The organism is Tractidigestivibacter sp. (assembly GCF_050946515.1).
Classification (GTDB): domain Bacteria; phylum Actinomycetota; class Coriobacteriia; order Coriobacteriales; family Atopobiaceae; genus Tractidigestivibacter.
The window spans coordinates 93,695-115,509 of the sequence record NZ_JBMNUX010000004.1 but is presented as its reverse complement, the minus strand read 5'-3'; the positions used below and the strand labels follow the sequence as shown (position 1 = coordinate 115,509).

At 62.1% G+C, this 21,815-nt stretch carries 18 protein-coding genes; 14 read left to right on the top strand and 4 right to left on the bottom strand.

Features of this window, described 5'->3' with window-relative positions; translation table 11 throughout:
* Positions 1-100 precede the first annotated feature (100 nt).
* Positions 101-535, top strand: coding sequence for an arginine repressor (locus ACOYJL_RS03850; protein WP_433568897.1), 435 nt, complete (start codon positions 101-103; stop codon positions 533-535).
* 198 nt (positions 536-733) lie between these two features.
* Here ACOYJL_RS03850 and ACOYJL_RS03845 read toward each other — a convergent pair whose 3' ends face one another.
* Positions 734-3,076 carry a transglycosylase domain-containing protein gene (locus tag ACOYJL_RS03845; RefSeq protein ID WP_433568896.1) on the bottom strand — a complete coding sequence of 781 codons (2,343 nt, stop codon included), beginning with the start codon at positions 3,074-3,076 and terminating at the stop codon, positions 734-736.
* Positions 3,077-3,358: 282 nt separating this feature from the next.
* Between ACOYJL_RS03845 and tyrS the strand changes: the two genes are divergently transcribed.
* The 6 genes from tyrS to ACOYJL_RS03815 all read left to right on the top strand — a co-directional run bounded on the left by tyrS (position 3,359) and on the right by ACOYJL_RS03815 (position 7,788).
* Complete coding sequence (gene tyrS / locus ACOYJL_RS03840) at positions 3,359-4,576, top strand: tyrosine--tRNA ligase (RefSeq protein ID WP_433568895.1); 1,218 nt, start codon at positions 3,359-3,361, stop codon at positions 4,574-4,576.
* A gap of 114 nt (positions 4,577-4,690) precedes the next feature.
* Entirely contained in the window at positions 4,691-5,371 is a 681-nt protein-coding gene (locus ACOYJL_RS03835) for a glycosyltransferase family 2 protein (protein WP_433568894.1), read from the top strand.
* 10 nt (positions 5,372-5,381) lie between these two features.
* On the top strand, positions 5,382-5,774 hold the full coding sequence (locus tag ACOYJL_RS03830; protein ID WP_433568893.1) for a DUF2304 domain-containing protein: 393 nt from the start codon (positions 5,382-5,384) through the stop codon (positions 5,772-5,774).
* Positions 5,771-6,748 carry a glycosyltransferase gene (locus ACOYJL_RS03825; RefSeq protein WP_433568892.1) on the top strand — a complete coding sequence of 326 codons (978 nt, stop codon included), beginning with the start codon at positions 5,771-5,773 and terminating at the stop codon, positions 6,746-6,748. Before ACOYJL_RS03830 ends, ACOYJL_RS03825 begins: the two co-directional genes overlap by 4 nt.
* A 63-nt stretch (positions 6,749-6,811) precedes the next feature.
* On the top strand, positions 6,812-7,471 hold the full coding sequence (locus ACOYJL_RS03820) for a glycosyltransferase family 2 protein (RefSeq protein WP_433568891.1): 660 nt from the start codon (positions 6,812-6,814) through the stop codon (positions 7,469-7,471).
* Between the two features lie 125 nt (positions 7,472-7,596).
* On the top strand, positions 7,597-7,788 hold the full coding sequence (locus ACOYJL_RS03815; protein WP_433568890.1) for a hypothetical protein: 192 nt from the start codon (positions 7,597-7,599) through the stop codon (positions 7,786-7,788).
* 77 nt (positions 7,789-7,865) lie between these two features.
* Here ACOYJL_RS03815 and ACOYJL_RS03810 read toward each other — a convergent pair whose 3' ends face one another.
* Positions 7,866-9,107: a lipopolysaccharide biosynthesis protein gene (locus tag ACOYJL_RS03810; protein WP_433568889.1), complete on the bottom strand. Its 1,242-nt coding sequence runs from the start codon at positions 9,105-9,107 to the stop codon at positions 7,866-7,868.
* A 20-nt stretch (positions 9,108-9,127) separates the two neighbouring features.
* Complete coding sequence (locus tag ACOYJL_RS03805; protein ID WP_433568888.1) at positions 9,128-10,183, bottom strand: glycosyltransferase family 2 protein; 1,056 nt, start codon at positions 10,181-10,183, stop codon at positions 9,128-9,130.
* Positions 10,184-10,466: 283 nt separating this feature from the next.
* On the opposite strand from ACOYJL_RS03805, the gene ACOYJL_RS03800 reads away from it, so the two are divergent.
* From ACOYJL_RS03800 to ACOYJL_RS03770, 7 genes are all read left to right on the top strand, one after another.
* Positions 10,467-12,971 carry a DUF3656 domain-containing U32 family peptidase gene (locus tag ACOYJL_RS03800; RefSeq protein ID WP_433568887.1) on the top strand — a complete coding sequence of 835 codons (2,505 nt, stop codon included), beginning with the start codon at positions 10,467-10,469 and terminating at the stop codon, positions 12,969-12,971.
* A gap of 77 nt (positions 12,972-13,048) precedes the next feature.
* Positions 13,049-13,333 carry a NifU family protein gene (locus ACOYJL_RS03795; RefSeq protein WP_433568886.1) on the top strand — a complete coding sequence of 95 codons (285 nt, stop codon included), beginning with the start codon at positions 13,049-13,051 and terminating at the stop codon, positions 13,331-13,333.
* Between the two features lie 10 nt (positions 13,334-13,343).
* Positions 13,344-14,198, top strand: coding sequence for a prolipoprotein diacylglyceryl transferase (lgt, locus tag ACOYJL_RS03790; RefSeq protein WP_433568885.1), 855 nt, complete (start codon positions 13,344-13,346; stop codon positions 14,196-14,198).
* A 382-nt stretch (positions 14,199-14,580) separates the two neighbouring features.
* Positions 14,581-17,793, top strand: coding sequence for a DUF4430 domain-containing protein (locus ACOYJL_RS03785; protein WP_433568884.1), 3,213 nt, complete (start codon positions 14,581-14,583; stop codon positions 17,791-17,793).
* On the top strand, positions 17,794-18,951 hold the full coding sequence (locus ACOYJL_RS03780) for a DUF4430 domain-containing protein (RefSeq protein WP_433568883.1): 1,158 nt from the start codon (positions 17,794-17,796) through the stop codon (positions 18,949-18,951).
* Positions 18,952-18,980: 29 nt separating this feature from the next.
* Positions 18,981-19,862, top strand: a complete 882-nt coding sequence (locus ACOYJL_RS03775) for an energy-coupling factor transporter transmembrane component T family protein (RefSeq protein ID WP_433568882.1) — start codon at positions 18,981-18,983, stop codon at positions 19,860-19,862.
* Positions 19,859-21,310 carry an ABC transporter ATP-binding protein gene (locus tag ACOYJL_RS03770; RefSeq protein WP_433568881.1) on the top strand — a complete coding sequence of 484 codons (1,452 nt, stop codon included), beginning with the start codon at positions 19,859-19,861 and terminating at the stop codon, positions 21,308-21,310. Before ACOYJL_RS03775 ends, ACOYJL_RS03770 begins: the two co-directional genes overlap by 4 nt.
* Positions 21,311-21,364: 54 nt before the next feature.
* On the opposite strand, the gene ACOYJL_RS03765 is transcribed toward ACOYJL_RS03770, so the two are convergent.
* Positions 21,365-21,796 carry a hypothetical protein gene (locus tag ACOYJL_RS03765; RefSeq protein ID WP_433568880.1) on the bottom strand — a complete coding sequence of 144 codons (432 nt, stop codon included), beginning with the start codon at positions 21,794-21,796 and terminating at the stop codon, positions 21,365-21,367.
* Between the last annotated feature and the right edge of the window lie 19 nt (positions 21,797-21,815).

Below are 21,815 nucleotides of genomic sequence, written 5' to 3'. Positions count from 1 at the left end.
TATAAGCTTTCTTACACCTTTCCACCGTATAATCGCGGTACGGTATACACCTCTGGCGTTACCTTTTGGCGATACTCCTAAAAGAGGCTGTGAGGAAATAGTGGCAAAGCAGAGAAATGATAGACAAGAGGCCATCAGGAGAATCATCAGAAGCCAGTCCATCAGGACGCAGCGTGCATTGGTGGACGCGCTTCAGGAGGAGGGTTTCTCATGTACTCAGGCAACTGTCTCGCGTGACATTACCGAGATGGGGCTTCGCAAGCTTCCGGAGGGAATCTACGTTCTCTCGGAGGACCTTCACCTGCAGCGCATGCTTTCCGAATTCGTCGTCGAAGTCAATCGAGCGAACAACTTGGTAGTCGTAAAGTGCCAGCCTGGCACTGCGTCAGGCGTTGCCGCCGCCATCGATGGGGGAGAGCTTGCCAACACGCTTGGCTCCGTCGCTGGAAATGATACCGTGCTGATTATTTGCAGCGCCGATGAAGGCGCCGAGAGCCTACAGGATCTCATCGCAAAGCTTGCGAGCTCGCGGTAGCTTTTGCGGTCGTTAGGACAAGAGGGCGGTCATGCTCGCTTGGGTTTTGGTCGCTGCATAGTTTTTCGAATCGCTCTATAAAATTGAGGCCCGGCTCCTTTTGGAAGCCGGGCCTCACTCTTTTTTGCGTTCTGACCGGAGCGCGGTGACGCTATTCGTCATGCCGTCCGCTTGGTGCTGCGAGGCGCTCAGTCTAGGCTACTCGGATCCACTGCTTGTGGAGCTCGAGCTATTCTGGCTGGTCCCGCTGGAGCTCGAAGAGCTGTCCGAGCTCGAAGAGGTGCCGCTGCTGCTTGAGGTGCCAGAGCTCGACGAAGTGTCACTGCTGGATCCCGACCCGCTGCTGCCAGAGCCTGACCCGCTGCTGCCAGAGCCTGACCCGCTGCTGCCTGACCCCGACCCGCTGCTGCCAGAGCCTGACCCGCTGCTGCCAGAGGACGAGTCCGAGGAGCTGCTTTCCGTGCTCGTGTCAGAGCTTGAGCTCGACGTGGTGCTGGTGGTCTGGGACTGCGTTGTCGTAGACGTGGTCGAAGAGCTGCTGCTCGAGGAAGAGCTGCTGACCGTCGAGCTGCTGTTTGCAGAGGAAGACGTGCCAACGAACGTCCACGAGCTGTTCGACTTGTACGTTGCCTCCTCGTCTACCTCGGCAAACTCCTCGCGATCGACGCCTTCAAGCACCGTGTTCATGTAATCGGTCCAGATAGGTTGCGACGTCTTGCCCGAGCCTGTAGAGGCAACGCCTTGGTAGTAGACCGTCTGGCTGTTGTCCTTGTTGCCGGTCCACACAACCGTGGTGAGCTGCGGCGTGAAGCCGCAGAACCAGAGGTTGTCGCCCTCGTCGGAGGTACCGGTCTTGCCGCCGACGGGCTGGTCGGCGGTGAAGTAGTCATGCACGTAGTAGGTGGTGTAGCCTGCCTCGACGACGCCCTCGAGAACCTCGCGCGCGTCGCGGGCGACTGCAGCGTCAATGACCTGCTCGGGATTGTCCTGGTGCTCGTAGACAACGTTGCCGTTTCGGTCCTCGATCTTGGTGATTGCGATGGCGTCGCGGTGCACGCCGTTGTTGGCGAAGACGCTGTAGGCCTCGCACATCTCAAGCGGCGTGACGCCAGAGGAGCCAAGGACCGATGAAGGCACCTCTTCAATCTCGGAGTCGATGCCCATCAGATGGGCGGTCTCGATCAGCTTGTCCACGCCGATGGCCATGATGACCTGCGCGTAGCCCGTGTTCGACGAGACTTCGGTTGCGCGCGCCAGCGTGATGTAGCCAAACTGCGCGTAGCTGTCGTTCTTAGGCGCCCAGGTGGCGGTCACCTGAATCGGCGAGTTGCAGTTGAGAATGACTGACGGACTCATCCCCTCGATCATGGCCGCCATCAACGTGAACGGCTTGAACGAGGAGCCGGCTTGTCGTTGGCTTGTTGCAAGGTTGACAGAGCTTTGCCCTTGGCTTGAGTCATAGCCGTAGTTTGTGCCGCCAACCATAGCGACGATGTAGCCGTTGGTGTTGTCGATTGAGACAAGGGCGCTCGAAATCTCGTCGTTCCCCGCCTGGGAGATGACCTCGTCGACGGCCTCCTCTGCGGCCTGTTGCTTCTCGGGGTCGAGCGTTGTGTAGACCTTCAGTCCGCCCTGGAGGATGGTGTCGTTGTCGAAGTCCTCCTCGAGCAGGGTCTTGACGTAGTCGGTGAAGTAGGGGTAGTCGCCCACGGTGTCGTCGTCAAGTGAGCCAGGGTTCAAAACGATGTCCTCGGCGCATGCCTCGTCGTATTCCTCTTGGGTGATGTCGCCCATCTCGAGCATGTTGCCCAAGACCTTGTTGCGACGCTCCTTGCACGCGTCGGGGTTCACCATGGGGTCGTAGTAGCTCGGCGAGTTGGGGATGCCCACGAGGGTCGCGGCCTCGGCCAGCGTGAGCTCGCTTGCGTGCTTGTTGAAGTAGGTGATGCTCGCGGCCTCAATGCCGTATGCGCCTTCGCCATAGTAGATGGTGTTCAGGTACATGTTGAGGATCTGGTCTTTGGAGTAGGTCTTCTCCATCTGGATGGCGATGTAGGCCTCGCGGACCTTTCGCTTGAGGGTCTGGTCAAATTGCTCGTCAGACAGAACAGTGTTTCTGACCAGCTGCTGCGTGATGGTCGAGGCGCCCTCGGAGCCGCCCGTCAGGTTTGAGATGATGGCGCGGATGATGCCCTGCGGGTCGACGCCGTTGTGCTCGTAGAAGCGCTGGTCCTCGACGTCCACCGTTCCCTCGGTCACGTATTCAGAGATTTCGGAGAGGTCTACCGAACGACGATTCTGTAGGTAATACGAGGCAATCTCGTTGCCGTCCGCATCGTAGACGATGGTGGGCTCGGCAACCAAGTAGGCATCTGCCGACTGATAGTCGGGCAGGTCCTGAAGCCATGAGTCGACAAGCGAGCCCAAAGAGATGGCAACGGCGAGAGCAAAGAGAGCAATGAAGCCGAAGACACCGGCAATGCCAAATGCAACGATGTGCGTCTTGGAGTGCTTGTGGGCCCTGCGTGTTCTGATGCCCATGAAATGAGTCCTCCTCAAACTAAAAACATGTAGGCACCATTATAGAGGGAAGTTGCTTCGAGGTTTTCTCCGCTTTCGTTTAACACAAGGGCTCGAGAAGCCCAAAATATTGAATATTGCTTGGTCTGGCTATCTTTTTGAGGTTGGTCTGGCAACTTCCTGACGTGCTTGTTTGCGCCGATTTTTGAGCTCGTTTTGCGGTAACGTACTATTGTTTTGCGGCCTTGACTCCCATTGCGCCGCCAGATGCACGTGCAGATATTACTTACGGAGGACAGAGAATTGCTGCCAGTCGAAGAACAGCTTAAGGTCATTACCTCGGGAACCATGCAGATTGTGCCGATGGACGAGCTGAAGAAGAAGCTCGAGCGTGGCGTCCCCCTGAACATCAAGCTCGGCGTTGACCCCACGAGCCCCGACCTTCACCTTGGCCATGCGGTCCCTCTGCGTAAGATGCGCCAGTTTCAGGATCTTGGCCATCATGTGACGCTCATCATTGGCAACGGCACGGCGCTCATCGGCGATCCGTCTGGTCGCGACTCCACCCGTCCGCCTCTGACCGAGGAGCAGGTCGAGAAGAACGCCCAGACCTACGTTTCCCAGGCAATGAAGGTCCTTGACCCCGAGAAGACCTCCATCGTCCACAACGGCGACTGGCTGAAGCCGCTGAACCTAGCAAAGATGCTCGAGCTCATGAGCAAGTTCAACGTAGCGCGCATCCTCGAGCGCGAGGACTTCCACAATCGCTACGCAAACGGCCAGTCCATCGCCCTGCACGAGTTCATCTATCCCGTGCTCCAGGCCTACGATTCCGTCGTGGTGAAAGCCGACCTCGAGATGGGCGGAAACGATCAGATCTTCAACCTCCTTGCCGGTCGCGACCTCATGCGCGCCATGGGCATGGAGCCGCAGGTGGCACTCACCGTGCCGCTTCTGGTGGGCACCGACGGCGTCAAGAAGATGTCCAAGAGCTATGGCAACTACGTTGGCCTGACCGACGAGCCGAACGACATGTACGGAAAGCTCATGTCCATCCCCGACGAGCTCGTGCCAGCCTACTTCCGCCTCTGCTCGACGCTTCCGGTCGCGGAGATTGACAAGATTGATGAGCAGTTCAAAGACGGCACGGCCGATCCTTATGCGCTCAAGCGCCAGCTTGCTCGCAACATCTGCGACCTCTATCACGGAGAGGGCGCGGGCGACGCTGCCCAGGCCTCCTTCGATGCCCAGTTCAAGAAGAACGAGGCTCCCGAGAACATGCCAGAGTTCCCGCTCTCTGTGGTGCAGACGAACGACGAGGGAAAGGTCTACCTGGCCAAGCTGCTTGTCGATCTGGGCATCTGCAAGTCCGCGGGCGAGGGCCGTCGCCTGATCGACGGTGGCGGCGTCAAGATCGACGGCAAGCCGGTCGAGCCCAAGTGCTACAACGTCGACCCTGCGCTCTTCTCGGCGGGCACGACGGTGCAGTCGGGTAAGCGCCACTGGGCTAAGCTTGTATAACTCATCTGCGGCGCCCTTCCTTCTGGGGATGGGCGGTCGTGGGTTGCTGTTGGCTGACGGAAGGGTTCGGCTGCGCCTTTGCTTGGGTTGGCGTAGCGTCAGAGGGGGTCGATAGTGAAGATTCTGGCCATCATTCCCGCGTACAACGAGGAAGACTGCATAGCGAACACTGTGAACGAGCTTGTAGCAACTTGCCCGGACGTCGACTATCTTGTTGTCAACGATGGCTCTCACGACCGCACTCCTCAGATTTGCGACGAGCTGGGCTTCAACCATATTGACATGCCCGTCAACTGCGGTCTGACGTCAGGCGTCAAGGCCGGCATGAAGTACGCCTATCGGTATGGCTACGACGCTGCGGTCCAGTTTGACGCGGACGGTCAGCACATGCCCGAATACATTCCCCAGATGGCGCGCGCCATGCAAGAGCAGGGGGCAGACATCGTTATTGCCTCGCGCAACCTGGCGGGCGGGGGAGCCGTTGGAGCTCGCGGGACGGGAGCCAAGCTCATCACCTTCTTCATCAAGCACGCCACGGGGCAGACGATCCTTGACCCCACCTCAGGGATGCGCATGTACAACCGTGCCATGATCGAGAAGTTCGCACGCGACTTTGACATCGCTCCCGAGCCAGACACCATCTCGCTTCTCATTCGCAAGGGCGCGAAGGTCATCGAGGTTCCCGCAAAGATGCGCGAGCGCCAGGGCGGCACAAGCTACCTGCGCTATTTCAGCGCCATTTCGTACATGGCGCGCACGTGCCTCTCGCTGCTCTTGTTCCAGTGGTTTAGATAGGGGGTAGCGCATGTCGCCTGTTCTTCGAGTCGTCCTTATCGTCGGGGCGTTCTTGTCCCTCTGGATCGTTGTCAAGCGCGTCCGCAAGAGCAAGATTCGCGTGGGGGACTCCGTCTACTGGGTCCTGTGCGCGGTCCTTTTGCTACTTCTTGCCATCTTCCCGCAGATTGCGTTCTTCTTCTCGGGGCTCTTGGGCTTTCTCTCGCCAAGCAACTTCGTGTTCTGCATGATCATCTTCCTCATGCTGATCAAGCTCTTCAACCTGTCGTGCGATGTCTCCCGGCTCACCGACAAGGTTGAGCAGCTTGCCCAAGAGCTTGCTCTTCACGAGAAGGAAAACGACGACGTGCTCGCAACGTCGTCTGAAAAGGACCGCCAAGTTCGTCCGGGGGGTTCAAAATGAGTCCCAATGACAAGCTGCTCTCCGTTGTCATCCCCGTCTACAACCTAGAAAGGCAGCTTCCGGCTTGCGTTGAGAGCGTGCTCGAAGCAACTGACGAGCGAGCTGAGATCTTGTTGGTAAACGACGGAAGTAGCGATGGCTCCAAGGAGCTCGCCGAAAGCTACCAGCGCAGCTATCCCGACCGCGTCGTTGCCATCACCCAAGAAAACAGCGGTCCGGGGGCCACCCGAAACCTGGGCATCGAGCGCGCTTGTGGCACCTACATCAGCTTCATCGACGGCGACGACACGGTGGAGCGGGAGTTTTTCATCAAGCACCTCTCCGCCATCGAGAGCACGGGCGCCGACGTTGTGGTAAGCGGCTACAAGCGCATCGTCGACGGCAAGGTCGACTTCATGCTGAAGCCCGAGGACATCCCTTGGTCGCGGTATCTGGTGACGGCGCCGTGGGCAAAGATCTTCAGCCTTGACTTCATCAGGCGCAACAACCTGCGCTTTAGCGACTCTCCCATCGGAGAGGACGTCTACTTCACCACGGTGGCCTATTCGTATGCAGACAGGGTCGTAACGCTTCCGTACACCGGATATCACTACATCTGCAACTCCACGAGCCTTACCAACACGAAGTCGACCGGCCTTCGCGCCGACATCGACTTCACCCAGCTTCTGGACCGCATCAATCGCGACGTTCGCTCGCGAGACAGGCTGCTCGAGTACTTCTTCATCAAGTACGGCGTCCACTACTTGCTCTATTCTGGCAGGCTCGCCACCAAGGAGCGCTTCATGGAGGAGCACGAAAGGATCTTCGACTGGTATCGTGACAACGACGTCCCCCTGAGCTTCCCCATGGGGGGAGAGGTCTCGTCGGAGTTCTTCAAGAACCGCTTCGCCATCAACGCCTATCTGGCGCTGACGAAGATGAACCTGATAGGCGCATTTGCGAGCGCCTATTGCAAGGGCGCGCCAGAAAGCTGACGAAGCGCGTGCGCCCTCGCGCTCTGTTCCTGTCCTCCTCATGCCGTGCAAAGGTTATAGCCCATGGAATCCGAAAGAAAGAAACTCTCTGTCGTCATCCCCGTCTACAATGCCGAAAAGTGGCTGTCGGGGTGCGTGGACAGCGTTCTTGCTGCGACTGACGATAGCGCCGAAATCCTCTTGATCAACGACGGCTCAAAGGACGGATCCAAGGGCCTTATCGAGGACTACCAGGCGCGCTATCCCAACAAGGTCATCGCCATCTCAAAGCCCAACAGCGGCTCTGGGGAGACGCGCAACTTTGGCCTTGAGAGGGCCACGGGCAAGTACGTGTGCTTCATCGACAGCGACGACTACGTGGACCCCGACTACTTCGATAAGTTCGTCTCTGCAATCGAGACCACCGGCGCCGACGTGGTGGTGGGCGGCTACAAGCGCGTGGTCAACGGCGAGGTCCAGTTTGAGGTCATCCCCAAGGACGTGCCGTGGTCGCGCTTCCAGATTCTGGCCCCGTGGGCGAAGATCTTCGACCTCGACTTCATCAACAAAAACCACCTGCGCTTCGCTCCTCTGGTGCTGGGGGACGACGACCACTTTGCCACGGTCGCCTACTCCTATGCCGACAAGGGGCCATCCTGCCCTATGCGGGATACAACTTCATCTGCAACGAAGAGAGCATCACCCAGACCAAGCACAAGGGGCTTCGCCGCGACATCGAGCTGACCGACCTTCTCGACAGGATCGATGCCGATGTCAAGCGCCGCGACGAGCTTCTGAACCTGCACTATATCAAGCTTGGCGCCTACTACATGCTCTATTCCGGAGGGCAGGCCACAAAGGAGCGCTTCATGGAGGAGCACGAGAAGCTGTTTGCGTGGTACAGGGACCACAGCGTGCCCCTGAGGTTTCCCATGGGCGGCGTGACCTCGTCGGAGCCGCTCAAGATCAGGCTAGCCGTGAACTTCTACCTCTTCCTTCAGAAGACGCATCTCGTCGGCGCGTTTGCCAGCGTGTACTGCAAGGGCAAGGAGCAGGACTAAAGACAGGGCCAAAGAGCTAGGGAGAAGGCGCAGCTGCGCCGTCAGCTCCTGCGGCGGGCGGACCGCTGGCTGCCGCGCTAGGCCCGCTTGAGCTCTTTGTTCCTAGAGAGGCGAACCAGCGAGATTATTATTCCGCTGACGCATGCGACAATCACGACGTAGTTGATCCCCTGCATGTCAAACGCCGCCTCCAGCGGGACCATGGTTGCGAGCGTGATGATCAGCGCAGCGGTGGCGCTGATGAGCGCCCCGCGGATGTCGCGGCATAGGATGAGGACGTCGGACAGGTAGTACAGCATCGCAAGCGCGCTCGTGCAGATGAGGACGTTCGTGAAGAGGTAGGTATAGCCGGCGACCTTCTGGCCGTACACCAGATCGAGCGCCCACGGCCCAACCCAAGACAGCACGACGACGCACACGACGATGAGCGCCAGCATGAGCTTGAGGGTCTTCTTGAAGAAGGGAAGGAACTTCTCGCGAGGGGACTCGTTCCACTTTTCGGAGAGGGGGACGAGCGCCGGGGCATAGAGGTAGCGCGCGGCGGCCTGCACCAGCACCGCAGGCGTCGCAACGGCGGCATAGATGCCCAGCCGGTCGTTTCCGTAGGCATTCGCGTAGTATTGGCGCGCAACCGAGACGATCATCCCCAGAAAGAGCACCTCGAGCACAATCGGCAGGCACTCCACAAGGAGGTCCTTTGCCTGCTGGGCGGAGAGCTCGGGCTTTATGGGAGCGATGCGCCTGGAGTGGGGAATGTCGTAGAGCAGCGTGACGGCAAGCCCTGCCGGGAACATGCCTAGGATCGCGATCACGATGCTCTGCGAGAAGTACAGCCCCAGCGAGAAGACGGCGACGACAAGAACGCCGCGGACAAACTGGGAGATTCCGATGTAGTCCATGCGCTCCCCTCGCTGGTCGACGCCATAGAGCACGTCGCAGAAGGCCTCGTCCACCTTGAAGAGCAGATAGACAAGCACCGCGGCGAAGGTCTCGCCGTCGGGGGAGACGAACACCGAGTAGATGGAGAGGGCAATCACGCCGATGACCAGGGTAAGCAGCCTGAAGCCAACGTAGTTGCGCTGCGAGTACTTGCCCTTGACGTCAGATACCTGGTAGGTGCGCATGCTGTAGGTGCCTATGGCGGAGAACATGTTTCCGACGCTCATGGCAAACGACAGGATGCCCGAGTCGTTGTAGCCGTCGGACAAGATCACCACAAGGACGGTCGTAATCCAAAGGCAGCCTTGGTAGGTAAGGCTGCCGATGGTGTTGTAGAGCATGTTGCGCTTGATATCGAGGGGTTTGGGCTGGTTCTCCACGTGCATCTCCCTACGTTTCGCTACCACTTGATGTCGATGCCTAGGTGGTTGATCACGGCAGAGTACACGGAGAGGAAGGCGGGCAGAAGCCCGAGCTTGTAGAAGCGCGAGACGGTGAGCAGGCGCTGGTAGGTCTTCCCGTGCAGGCGGGCGTACCTGCCGTTGATGTATGGCGAGTCGTGCCACGTGGGGAAGTACTCGTTCAGAAACGCGGTGCACTTCTTGATCGTGGCGTCCAGGTCGCAGTTCGGCGAGGCGGCGAGGCGGTAGTTGAAGGAGATGCCCAGATGAAGGAAGGCGGCGGCATCGAGCGCCTCCTGCTTTGCCTTGGGCGCGCCCGCGTCGGTGTAGCGCCGCTTCACCTCGCGGAAGGCCGCATAGGTGGGGTCGACTTGCTGTGGCTTCACGGTCTGGATGATGGAGTCGGAGCGGACCATGTAGTTCACGAGGGACTCGGGCACAAAGACGACGCGCCCGTCCATCTCGAGGTAGGCAAGCCAATGAAACAGCAGGTCATCGAGGACGGGCGGGATGGCGGAGAGGTCGTCGAGCCCCTTCAGCACAGAAGCGCGGAAGATCTTGTTCCATGGCGCGCCGTTAAGCTCAAGCAGGCGCCCCGGGTCATCGGCGATGGTGAAGTCCTCGCGCTTGTCGCACATCTCGCGAGAGAGGACCTTTCCGGTTGCGAGGTCGGTGCGCGAGAAGCCGCAGACGGCGATGTCCGCGTCCGCTGACTTGGCCGCCTGGTAGAGGTCTTCGAGGAAGTTTGGCTCTGCGTAGTCATCGCTATCCAGAAAGCCGATGTACTCGCCGCGCGCCTTCGCGATGCCGTCCCACCGGCCGCGCCAGACGCCCTCGTTTTCCTTGTCGATGATCACGATGCGGTCAGGGTAGCGCGACTGCCACTCCTTCAGGATGTCGATGCAGCGGTCGGGCGACCCGTCGTTGATGAAGATGAGCTCATAGCTGTCAAGCGTCTGCCCGACAAGCGAGGCGATGCACTTGGGGAGGTACTTCTCCACCTTGTAGCACGGGATGATGACGCTCAGCTTGGGGTTGGTGCTTCCTGTCGACACGAGTCGGCCCTCCTGAATCGATAAGAACTGCGTAACCGACGGCTTCCTATAATCGCTTGTCGGATGCTTCGTTTGCTGCCAATGAGGAAAGCAGCAGCGAAAAAATAGAGAATGCGCTGCTCTGACGAGAAGGTCATGGCATCCGGTAGAGTATGGTCTTGGCTTATTGTATCGACCGCGCGGTCAGTTTGCCGACGACCGCCCGATCGGTATCGACCGCGCGGTCAGTTTGCCGACGACCGCCCGATCGGGATTCTTGCAAAAACAGGGTTAGGAGATTGGCGTGACAAGAAAGGGCAGCATCGAGCTGCTCGCGCCTGCGGGAGGCCCCGAGGCCTTCAACGCAGCGCTGGCGGGTGGCGCTGACGCCATCTATTGTGGGCTGGGCAACAGCTTCAACGCTCGCAGGAGCGCACACAACTTTGACGACGAGAGCTTTGCTGCGGCATGCCGCCGCGCCCACCTCGCGGGCGCGCGCGTCTACGTGACCGAGAACGTCGTTATCGCGACGCATGAGATGCCCGAGGCGCTCGAGCTCGTCCGCCGCGCATGGGTTCTGGGGGCCGACGCCTTCATCATCCAAGACTGGGGCCTTCTCTCAGAGGTGCGCCGCAGCTGGCCTCAGATAGAGTGCCACGTCTCTACGCAGGCCAACGTCCATGACGCGCGCGGCGTCGCCTGGTGCCGCGACTTGGGCGTCGAGCGCGTGACGCTTTCTCGCGAGCTGTCGCTCCCCGAGATTCGACGCATCTCCGAGGAGGGCGTCGAGCTCGAGTGCTTCGGGCACGGGGCGCTGTGCATCTGCTACTCAGGCGTCTGCATGATGAGCTCTCTGGCGGGCGGCCGCTCGGCCAACCGCGGCCTGTGCGCCCAGCCATGCCGCCTTCCCTATGACCTCGTCGACGAGAAGGGCAACGTGATCGAGGGCACGGAGCAGGCGCGCGCCCTCTGCCCGAAGGACTATTGCGTCGTGGACGACCTTGCCGAGATGCGCGACGCGGGCGTGGGCTCCATCAAGGTGGAGGGGCGCATGAAGGCCCCCGACTACGTGCTCTCGGTGATCTCGTCGTATCGCCAGGCGCTGGACGCGCTGGAGAGCGGAAAGCCCCTCAGCAAGGAAGAAGACGCCGCCATGCGCCGCCGCCTGCGCCGCGCCTTCAACCGCGACTTCACGCATGCATACCTGATGGGCCGCTCGGGCAGCGAGATGATGAGCTACGAGCGCTCGAACAACCGGGGCGAGCTCGTGGGAGAGGTGCTTTCCTCTCGCCGCCTGGAGGACGAGGTCGTCCGCCGCGGCGGCTCTGACGGAGGTCGCGAGCGCATGCGCCGGCTCACTCGCGCGGAGGTCACGATCAGGCTGGACAAGCCTGTGGGCGAGGGGGACCTCCTGGAGCTTCGCCCGCTTGAGGACCCCTCTCAGTTCCTGACCGTGCACGCCGTCTCGGACGCCGTCGCCGGCGACACGATGGTCTGCCGCGCGTCGCGCCCCGTTCCCGCGCGCTCGACCGTGCGCGTCATCCGCTCGCAGGCGGCAATGGAGGAGGCCTCGCGCGCGGCTGGCATGGAGGTTCCCCGGAAGCGCGCGGTCAAGGTGCGCATCGTCTCCAAGCTGGGCAAGCCATTCTCGGTCACGCTCTCCTGCGCCGACGGCTCTGCAACCGCGACGGCCGAGGGCTTTGTCGTAGAGAAGGCAAGGACGCGCGCCGTGAGCGAGAAGGACTTGGTTGAGCACGTGGGGCGCATGGGGCAGACCCCGTTTGTGCCCGTCTCGTTTGACGTGGATCTAGACGAGGGCTGCGGCATGGGCTTCTCGGCCGTCCATGGCGTGCGCGCCAAGGCTTGCGATGCCCTTGAGCAGGAAATCCTCGACCCTTACGCCGCAAGGCTCCAGGGCCTTTCCGTCACCCCGTCGCTTGCCGGCATCGCCTCGAGGCTCTCTGACGTTCGCGCGGCCGCAGGAATCCGCGAGCCCAGTGCCTGGACGCGCCCCGAGCCTGAGGCATGCGCGCTTGTCTCTTCGGTCGACGCCGCGCGCGCCGCGCTTGAGGCCGGGGCCACACGCGTCTACGCCACCCCCGACGCGCTTTCTGACGGGGTCTGGCCCGAGGGCGTGATTCCCTGGCTCGACGAGGTCTGCCGCGAGCTTGACCACGACCGGCTAGACCCCTGGGTTAGCGAGGGCGCGCCTGTGGGCGTAGGCAACGTCTCCGAGCTAGCGCTGGCGGCCCAGCGTGGCGCTGCTGCGGAGATTCGCCCCTGCATTCCCGTGCATAACGAGAGCTGCATTGTTGCGCTGGAGTCGGCAGGCGCGAAGGGCTTCTGGCTCTCGCCGGAGCTGACGCTCGAGGAGGTCTGCTCGCTTGCGAAGGCTTCCTCGGTCCCGGTGGGGCTTGTGGTCTCGGGGCGTGCGCGCGCCATGACGACGGAGCATTGCGTGCTGCAAGTTGCAGGGCAGTGCATAAACGACTGCGCCCACTGCAAGCTTCGCCAGCGTCGCCTGTCGCTTCGCGACGTCGATGGCAACCTGCTGCCCGTGCGCACCGACATCCACGGGAGGTCCCGAATCTGGGCGGCGCACCCGCTTGACGCAACGCCGCAGGCAGCCGAGCTGGTCTCGGCTGGCGTCACACGCCTTATGGCCGATGCCACGCTGCTTTCGCCTGAGGAGTGCGCCTTTGCCGTGGCGCGCGTACGCCGCGCGCTCGAGGCGGCCCGCGAGGGGAGAAGGCCTGCAGCTCGTGTGCAGGGAGCAACCTCCGGGCATCTTTTCTCTGGCATCGGGTAACATGTCACCAGTAACCTATCAGTTTGCTGGGAATTAAAAGAGGCGCCGCCGCGGGCGGCGCAGGTTGGAGGAACACCATGGCCGAGAACGAAAACGCAGCTCAGGAGCCCGCTAAAGAGGAGAAGCCCCAGCTCAACCGCGCTCTTCTCGAGGAGACCATCAATATCATTCGCCAGAGCCTGCAGGCCGACGGCGGCGACATCGCCCTTGTTGACGCCACCGACGACGGCGTCGTGACGCTTGAGATGCAGGGCGCTTGCGCGGGCTGCCCGCTTTCCACCTATGACATGTCCGAGGGCATCGAGCGCATCCTGAAGGAGCATGTGCCTGGCGTCACTCGCGTCCAGCCCGCTCTCCTGTAGGTGGCCGTCTGTGTGGCTGAATGACCTCTACCATTCGCTTGACCCTGTCGCCTTTACCATCGGGCCCTTCTCGGTCCGATGGTATGGGCTTGCCTATCTTGCGGGCTTCGTCTGCGCCGGTATCGTGCTGGCGCGCGTTTCCAAGCGCTGGAAGCTCGACCTGACGATCGACGACGTGCTGGACATCATGGTGTCCGTGGCTCTGGGCATCATCATCGGCGCGCGCATCTTCTACGTGGTCTTTTATGGCGCAGGCTACTACCTTGAGCACCCGCTTGAGATCTTTGCGCTCAATCAGGGCGGGATGAGCTTCCACGGCGGCCTCTGCGGTGCCATCGTCGGTGGCGCCCTCACCTGCAGGAGGCTGCATGTCTCCATCCCAACGGTATGCGACCTTGCTGTCTGCGGAGCTCCGCTGGGGCTGTTCTTTGGCCGCTGCGCCAACTTTGTGAACGGCGAGCTATGGGGCAAGGAGACCGACCTTCCCTGGGGCGTCATGTTTGAGTCGGGAGGAAACGTCTACCGCCATCCCTCGCAGCTTTACGAGGCGCTGCTCGAGGGCGTCGTTCTGTTCATCGTTCTCTTTGTGCTGTCCCGCAAGTATCCGCCACGCCCACAAGGCACGTTTCTTGGGACGTTCTTGCTTCTGTACGGCATCTTCCGCTTCCTGATCGAGTTCGTCCGCCTGCCCGACGCGCAGCTGGGATACCTCTTTGGGACCGACTGGGTCACGATGGGGCAGATGCTGAGCCTGCCGCTCATCGTCATAGGCATCGTGCTTCTCGTGCTTGCCCATAAGTGGCAGCGTCCTCAGGTGGGGCATCTCGACGCACCCGAGGTAGAGCCCGAGGGGCAGCAGCAGTAGTAGGCTTGTGTCCTGGCAATGGATTGCGAAGCGCTCGTTGGTGGCCTTTTCCGCTGACGAGCGCTTTTCCCGGCCGTGCTTCAGAGATAAACATCAACAGATGTTGTGGTTTCGTCTAAGGGCGGTAGAGACGCAGGCACTTGCTCGCTGCCTCGGATATACTTTCGTGCTAGCAATAGAGACTTGAGGGCACGTTTGGGCTGCTGTAAGGCCACGTAATGGATCCCGGTTCTACTCCGGGCCAGCGACCAAGACTGTGCTTATCTCCCTGTGCGTCCTTTGCTGGTCTGTGCCTGCAAGACGCGTGGGGTCAAGACTGCCCGTCGTTACAACCGACGTCCACGCTTGCCCTCCCGAAGGCCTGTGAGGTCAGGAGGTAATCGTGGCAAGGCGACATGTGTACCTTGAGCGCTTCCTCGCCGTCCTTCTCGCGACGGCGATGGTTGTGGTGGCTCTGCTCCCTATGCAAGCGTTGGCTTCCGAGCTTGGCGGCTCGAGCTCGAGCGCCGCTGCGACCGATTCCGCAAGCGCGAGCACTGCCGACGAAAGCCCGACGCTTTCCGCATGCAGCGCAAAGGTCCAGTCGAGCAAAGACGCCGGCGACGCTGACGCCGCGCTCACCGGCGAGCTTTCTAGTGGGCAAACCATCTGGGCAAATGTGTATTGCGAGGCAACAGGGGAGGACAGCGAGAAGGGCTCCGGCTCTCTTGAGAGCGTCTCTTCCCAGGATGGCTGGAGCTATCAGTGGCTCTCCTCCTCAGCCAAGTCCTCCTCGCCGGACGACTATGTGGCGATTGAGGGCGCAACCTCTCAGAGCCTGACGATAGACTCCTCGCTTGCGGGAAGCTACGTCATCTGCCGCATCACTGACGGAACGACGACGCTCTACGCCCCGGGCTCAGAAGGTGGAGTCATTGCTGAGGGCTCCGTGCCGGGTCCCGTGGCATCGTCGCAGGAGCAGGGCACGGGCTCTGCCCAAGAGGAGAGCGCCTCTCAGACGGAAGAATCCGAAGCTGCGGCGACCTCAGATGACGCGGGCACCTACCAGGAGGAGGAAGCGTCCGCAGCCGACGCCTCGTCTTCAGAGAAGAGCGACGAGACGCTGGCCGTCCTCGCCTCCGAGGCAGCCTCCTCAGCTGACTCCGCAAGCGAGGGCGAGGCCGATACCGTCTCTGCAAGCTGCTGGGTCGTCGGTCCGGACGAGTCTGGCTCCTTGACCACTTGGGTGCCAATGGCCACCTTTGCCGTCGCGTCGGACACGACGGCAGCCGATCTCACCAAGCAGGTGCTCGACGAGAACGGCATCACCTACGACGACAGCCTCTACACCTTCACCAAGGACGGCAACTCGGTTGGTTGGGACTCGGCAACGGGCAAGTGGTGGCAATTCTTCATCAACGGCGAGTCCGCGGGCGTGATGGCCTCGTACTACGTGCTCAGCGAGGGAGACCAGATCGTCTGGTACTACTCCGCATGGGGCGACTCGCTGCCGGGCCAGGTCACCGGCACGGTCAAGGTGATCGGCAAGGACGCCTCGGGACTCGACCAGGTGTGGCTTGACGCCACGAGCGAAACGCTCGTCGAGGGCTCGACGGCTGACGAGCTCTCCGAGGCCGCCTTCGCTTCGGGCTCGCTCACGCACAACTCGTCTACCACTAGCTGGGGATACTATCTCAGCACGATAACCTCTCCCGAGGATGGTCGTGAGCTCGGCTATGACGCCTCCACGGGAGCATACTGGCACCTCTTTGTGAACGGCGAGATGTCGCAGGTTGGCGCGAGCAGCGTGACCATCTCGCCTGGCGACGAGGTCGTCTGGTACTACTGCACCGACTCCGACAGCCTGCCCGACACCGACGCGCTCGTGGTTGACCCAACGGCCGAGCGCCCCGAGAGCTACGAGTCTGACTGGGCCGGCTACAAGGGCACTGACGGCACGGGCGTCGTGCGCGGGCTTGCGACGCCGGTCTCTGAGTCCGGCACTTCTGCCAAGCTCGACTGGAGCCAGTCGCGCCTGACCCAGGACATGTTCGTGAACGCAAGCGACGCCATCATCGTGAACGGCGACGTCTACGACGCGGCGCAGACGGAGGTCTACCGCCGCGACTCCCAGACGGGCGAGGTGCTTGACCAGGCGCGCCTTGCTGCGAGCGTGGACTCGACGGCTCGCCTGCAGTATGCCGACGGCCTGATCTTGGTCCCGCTGAGGGGAGGGCGCATCCAGGCGCTGACGGCCGACACGCTCACGACGGTCTGGGTGTCCCCTGAGCTTGGGGCCTCGACCAGCGCAAGCGGCAGCTCGGTCGACCAGCAGCTGCTCTCGTCCATCGCGGTTCGTGACGGCAAGGCGTACTTCTCCACCGTGGCGCCCGACGGCGGCGACTCCTGCGGAGGCTACGTTGCGTGCGTGAGCATGGACGACGGCAGCCTTGTGTGGTCGTACGCCAATGACAGCGGCGTCGGATTCTACTGGACGGGCGCGGTGATCACCGACGACGGAGTGCTCACGGCAGACGACAACGGACGCGTGTATCTGCTGGACGCCCAGAGCGGAGCGGTGCTCTCGACGCTTGATTTGGGGCAGCGCTGCCGCGCGCAGCTTTCCGTAAACGGCAGCACCGCCTATGCGGTGACGACCGACGGCATGCTGCACGAGATTCTGCTCGGCGAGGGCGGGACGCTTGCCGCGGGCAGGTCCGTGCAGTTTGGCTCGTACTCGACCTCGTCCCCGACCATTTGCGACGGGCTTCTCTACGTAGGCGGCGCGACGTCTGACGACATGACGCGCGGCTCGCTCTTTGTGATAGACCTTGCGACCATGAGCGTCCGCTACGAGGCGCTGGTGCCTCTCACCAGCGTCGATGGCCAGGCAGGCACCGGCGACGTGAAGAGCGCCCCGCTTGTCTCGGTGGCCGCGGACGGCAATACCTACGTCTACTTCACCTGCAACGGCAAGCCTGGCGGCGTCTATTGCTACAAGCTGGGCGATGCCGCAGCGGCCACGCTCTTCACCCCCGAAGAGTCGCTCTGGCAGTACTGCATGAGCTCGGTCGCGTGTGACGGCGAGGGCAACCTCTACTTCTTCAACGACTCGGGAACGCTCTTCAAGCTGGACGCAGGCGAGAAGGTCCAGACGCCAACGAACAGCAACGAAGGCGACGGCGAGAAGGGCAACGGCGCAGCCGCCAACGAGGGCGAATCTGCCGCAGCCAACGGCGGTATCGCTTCTGGCGCGAGCGCGAGCGCCGGCAGCGGAAGCAAGGGGAGCAACGCTTCGTCAGGCACTTCTGGCCAGGCAGGCTCTGCCTCCACGAGCGCCGTCGGCAGCTCTGCTGCCACGTCTGACGCAGCTTCTGCCGGCGAGGCGTCGCTTCTCGATGGCTTCAGCTCTGAAGATGTCTCGGCGGTGAGCGCTACCAGCAACTCCGCGCAAGACGCAGGTCTCGCCGCCACGACGCTGGGCACGCAAGGCTCCCAGAGCGGGCTTCCTGTCTGGCCCATCGTGGGCACCTGCATCGGCGCAGCGCTGCTCCTGATTCTTCTTGCAACGCGACGCCGCAAGGGCGACCAGAAGCAAGAGGGGAGGCGTGCCTAAGTGCCTGAAGACAATGCAAGCGGTCGCAAGGTCGGTCGGGTAATCGTTGGCGCTCTATCCGCGGCGCTCATCGCGTTTTGCGTCTGGGCCATGTCGGTCTACGCGCGCGGCGGAGACCCCCTTGCGTGGATTGACGGAAGCGATGCCTTCCAGACAACTGCCGAGCAAACCACTGGCCAGGAAGGCGACGAGGCAGCCACATCAGACGAGACGACCACGACGACTGTGACCGCCGACGACGTGCAGAGCGCGCTTTCTGCGCTCTCCTTTGACGGCACCGACGTCTCTCTGGGCTCTGACCAGGCAAAGGTCGTGCTCTCCAGCGATGGCATCTGGGTCGAGCAGGCAAGCTCTGATGACGCAACGACCATGGTCGAGATAACCGCCCAGCGCGCGACGGCGCTTGCCGGATGGGCAGGCGAGCAAGGCGTCGGCCTCACGAAGGTCACCTGGATCTGCGAGGACGGCTCTGGCGCTGTCCGCATGGCCGTGACCATGCCCGTCGATGGCGCCCCCGCCTCTGGCGCTACTTCCGAGCTGCTTTCTGCCGCAACGGGCTATGCCATCTCGGGCGACGCCTACTCCCAGCTCACGCTTGAGGGAGTCGACCAGTCTGCAGGCGAGCAGCCCGTTCTTCCCGACGGGACCGTCATCACGGTTGAGAGCGCAACGACCTCCACCGGAGAGGACCTCTCCACGTCGAGCGTCAGCGAGCGCCAGGAGGCAGTGAACGAGGGCACGGCCGCAAGCTCCGTCTCGGCCGGAGCCACCACGGGCGCAACAGCTGGCACTACGTCTAGCAGCTCAGAGACGAGCTCGTCTGCCAGCGCCTCGTCCTCCGGCGATGATGCAAAGATCAGCGTGAGCGTGACGATTGACGCTTCCGCCGACGGAGGGGCAAGCAGCACGTACTCGGTGACGCTCGACTCTGGCGCAACCGCCTACGACGCCCTCGTTGCCACGGGCGCGAACGTCAACGCGAGAAGCACCACGATGGGCCTCTACGTGTCGGCCATCAACGGGTATGCCGAGAAGGACCAGGGCGGCGAGTCAGGCTGGAAGTACGCCGTCAACGGCTCCTACCCTGGCTACTCGGCGGGTTCCTACACGCTCTCCGATGGCGATTCGGTCCTTTGGGTATACGTCACCGAGGCATAGCTCACATGGGTGCCGGAGAGACGCGACAGATGACGGGGCAACCCGCGCGGACGGCGCGGGCCTTCTCCACCTGCCACGCCTCTGTGCCTCTTGCGTGCTTTGCAGGCGTCATTGTGATCTCGATGTTCGCAATCCAGCCCGTGTACGTGGCGATCTCGCTTGCCGGTGCGCTTGCGTTCTCGCTTCTTGCCCGCGGATTGAGCCCGACGCTTCGGGGCTTGCGTTGGCAGCTTCCGATGATTGCGCTGATATGCCTGTTGAACCCGCTCTTCTCGGCGTCGGGATCGACGCTGGTCCTGAAGCTTGGACCCTTGAGCGTCTACGCGGAGAGCCTGGCATATGGTGCCGTCATGGGCGCGCTCATGGTTGCGGTCGTCGTGTGGTTTGAGGACGCGGCCGCCGTGCTCACGCAGGACCGGCTGCTCTCGCTCTCTCCACGCCGCGCAAGGTCAGTCCCCGTGGTGGTCAGCATCGCGGCCCAGCTCGTGCCGCAGCTTCTGGAGCGCAGCCGCACCGTGCGCTCGACAAGCGACGCGTGCACGGCGGCGGGGCCTCGACCCAGCGGAAAGGACGCACTGATCAACACGTCGACCTTGCTGCTCGACTGGTCGCTCGAGGACTCCCTCGAGCGCTCTGACGCCATGCGGGCTCGTGGCTGGGAGTCGGGGAGAGAGCGCACGTGCTATCGTGTGGAGCGCTTTGGTAGCTCCGACGCCTTCAAGCTGACGCTTCTTGTGCTGCTCGTTTGCGTAAACGCGCTGCTCGCATGGGTTGCCTGCTCGCAGTGGCACTTCTATCCGACGATGCCGCAGCTGGTTATGTGGTGGGGATATCTTCCCTTTGCGGCCCTTGCCTTTGTGCCGATGGCCTCGGAGCTTCTTGCGCGAGCGACGGAAAGGAGGCTTTCGTGACTCAGGATTCCCCCGTGACGGAGCCTGCCCAGGCGGCGCTCAGCTTTCAAGACGTGAGCTTCTCGTATGCCAGCGCAAAGGGGGTCGACGACTTGGCTCCCGTGCTCTCCAACCTTTGCCTTGAAGTGCCCAAAGGGGCGTTTGCCCTGCTCGTAGGCAAAACGGGGTCGGGAAAGTCGACGCTTCTTCGCTTGGCGAAGCCGGAGATTGCGCCCGCCGGGAAGCTCGACGGAACCGTGAGCGTCTTTGGCCATGACGTCCGCTCGCTTGACCCTGCGACCTCCGCCGCGAGCATCGGCTACGTCTTTCAGAGCCCCGACAACCAGATCGTTTGCGACACCGTGTGGCACGAGATGGCATTCGGCCTTGAGAACCTTGGGGTCGAGCAGGGGGAGATGCATCGGCGCATCGCGGAGACGTGCAGCTATCTGGGCATGGAGCCCTGGTTTCGAAAGCAGACGGCCGAGCTCTCGGGCGGCCAGCGGCAGGTGCTCGCGCTTGCCGCCACGCTCGCCATGCGCCCGCGCGTGCTTCTCTTGGATGAGCCGACGAGCATGCTAGACCCGCTTGCCGAGAAGGACTTTCTCTCGCTTCTGTTTCGAGCGAACCGCGAGCTGGGTCTTACCGTGGTGGTGGCGACGCATGCGCCCGCCCCGATGGTGCCCTATGCCACCTGCGCCTTTGCGCTCGAGGACGGCGCTGCCAAGCCAGTCGACCTTGACCGGCTTGGAAAGCGGGCGGCGCTCTGCGTTCCCGCTCGCGCCCACGACGCTGACGCTTTGGGGGATGCGCCTTGCGTCAAAGCGTCCGACCTGTGGCTTCGCTATTCTCGCGACGCCGACTGGGTATTGCGCGGCCTTTCGCTCGAGATTGGCGCAGGGGAGGTGCGCGCTATTGTCGGGGCAAACGGAAGCGGAAAGTCGACGCTTCTCTCGGCTCTTGCAGGGACGCTTGCGTCGCAGCGCGGTCGCGTGAGAAATGTGCGCAAAAAGAGCCAAGCGCTGCTTCCGCAGAGTCCGAAGGCGCTTCTGACCTGCGCTTCCGTGAGAGAGGAGCTCATGGAGTGGTCTAAGGCGGGCGGCTATGGAGCCTCTGAGGTTTCCTCAGCGCTTTCCAAGATTGGCCTTTCGGGCATGGAGGGACGCCACCCCTATGACCTGTCGGGCGGGCAGCAGCAGCTGCTTGCGCTCGAGAAGCTGCTGCTGGTGCGCCCGCAGCTTCTGCTGCTCGACGAGCCGACAAAGGGCCTTGACGACGCTTTTCGCCAGCAAGTGGCGTCCCGCGTGGCCGAAGCGCGCGATTCAGGAGCCACGATCGTGGTGGCAACGCATGACCTGGGCTTTGCCGCTGCCGTCGCCGACCGCGTGACCATGCTCTTCGATGGCCAGGCGGCCGTGAGCGAGCCCACCGAAACGTTCTTCTCGCGCTCCTGGCTCTTCCGTCCGTAGGCAAGGAGCGCGAGAAGCGCGACCGCGGTCTCTTGCGAGAAGCCCGTCGCTTCTCTAGAAGCTCAGGAAGGGCTCGTCGGGGACGAACTCGTCCTCGTCCTCGTCCTCATCCTCATCGTCGTCTTGGTCGGAGTCGAAGTCGTCCTCATCGTCGTCGCAGGCATTGGCGTTGACCATGTCGGTGCCCTCGTTGAGGTCGGGCAGCACGCTCGTCATGCTGCAGAGGCCGTTAACCGCGGGCACGATCTTTTGCCACTGGCATATGACGGGGTCAGACGGAGCCTCCTCGAGCTCGGTTAAGGAGTCGAGGTAGATCTCGTGAGCGCCATCCAGAAGGTCGGTCGTGCGGCGAAAGTCCTGGAAATGCTGGGCAAACTTCCCCATGGCCTCCTCGGCGTTCTGCGCGTATACAACGCATGGCATCAGGCAGAAGTTGTCCTTGTCGTCGGAGTCGTCGTTGTAGCTGAAGTTGCCTATGTAAAGCATGGGACCTCCTTGTTCGAGG

Coding starts and splice junctions, on each gene's coding strand:
- ACOYJL_RS03825 (WP_433568892.1), top strand. CDS start 5,771: ATGAGTCCCAATGACAAGCTGCTCTCCGTTGTCATCCCCGTCTACAAC.
- ACOYJL_RS03830 (WP_433568893.1), top strand. CDS start 5,382: ATGTCGCCTGTTCTTCGAGTCGTCCTTATCGTCGGGGCGTTCTTGTCC.
- ACOYJL_RS03795 (WP_433568886.1), top strand. CDS start 13,049: ATGGCCGAGAACGAAAACGCAGCTCAGGAGCCCGCTAAAGAGGAGAAG.
- ACOYJL_RS03765 (WP_433568880.1), bottom strand. CDS start 21,796: ATGCTTTACATAGGCAACTTCAGCTACAACGACGACTCCGACGACAAG.
- ACOYJL_RS03845 (WP_433568896.1), bottom strand. CDS start 3,076: ATGGGCATCAGAACACGCAGGGCCCACAAGCACTCCAAGACGCACATC.
- ACOYJL_RS03815 (WP_433568890.1), top strand. CDS start 7,597: ATGGAGGAGCACGAGAAGCTGTTTGCGTGGTACAGGGACCACAGCGTG.
- ACOYJL_RS03820 (WP_433568891.1), top strand. CDS start 6,812: ATGGAATCCGAAAGAAAGAAACTCTCTGTCGTCATCCCCGTCTACAAT.
- ACOYJL_RS03775 (WP_433568882.1), top strand. CDS start 18,981: ATGACGGGGCAACCCGCGCGGACGGCGCGGGCCTTCTCCACCTGCCAC.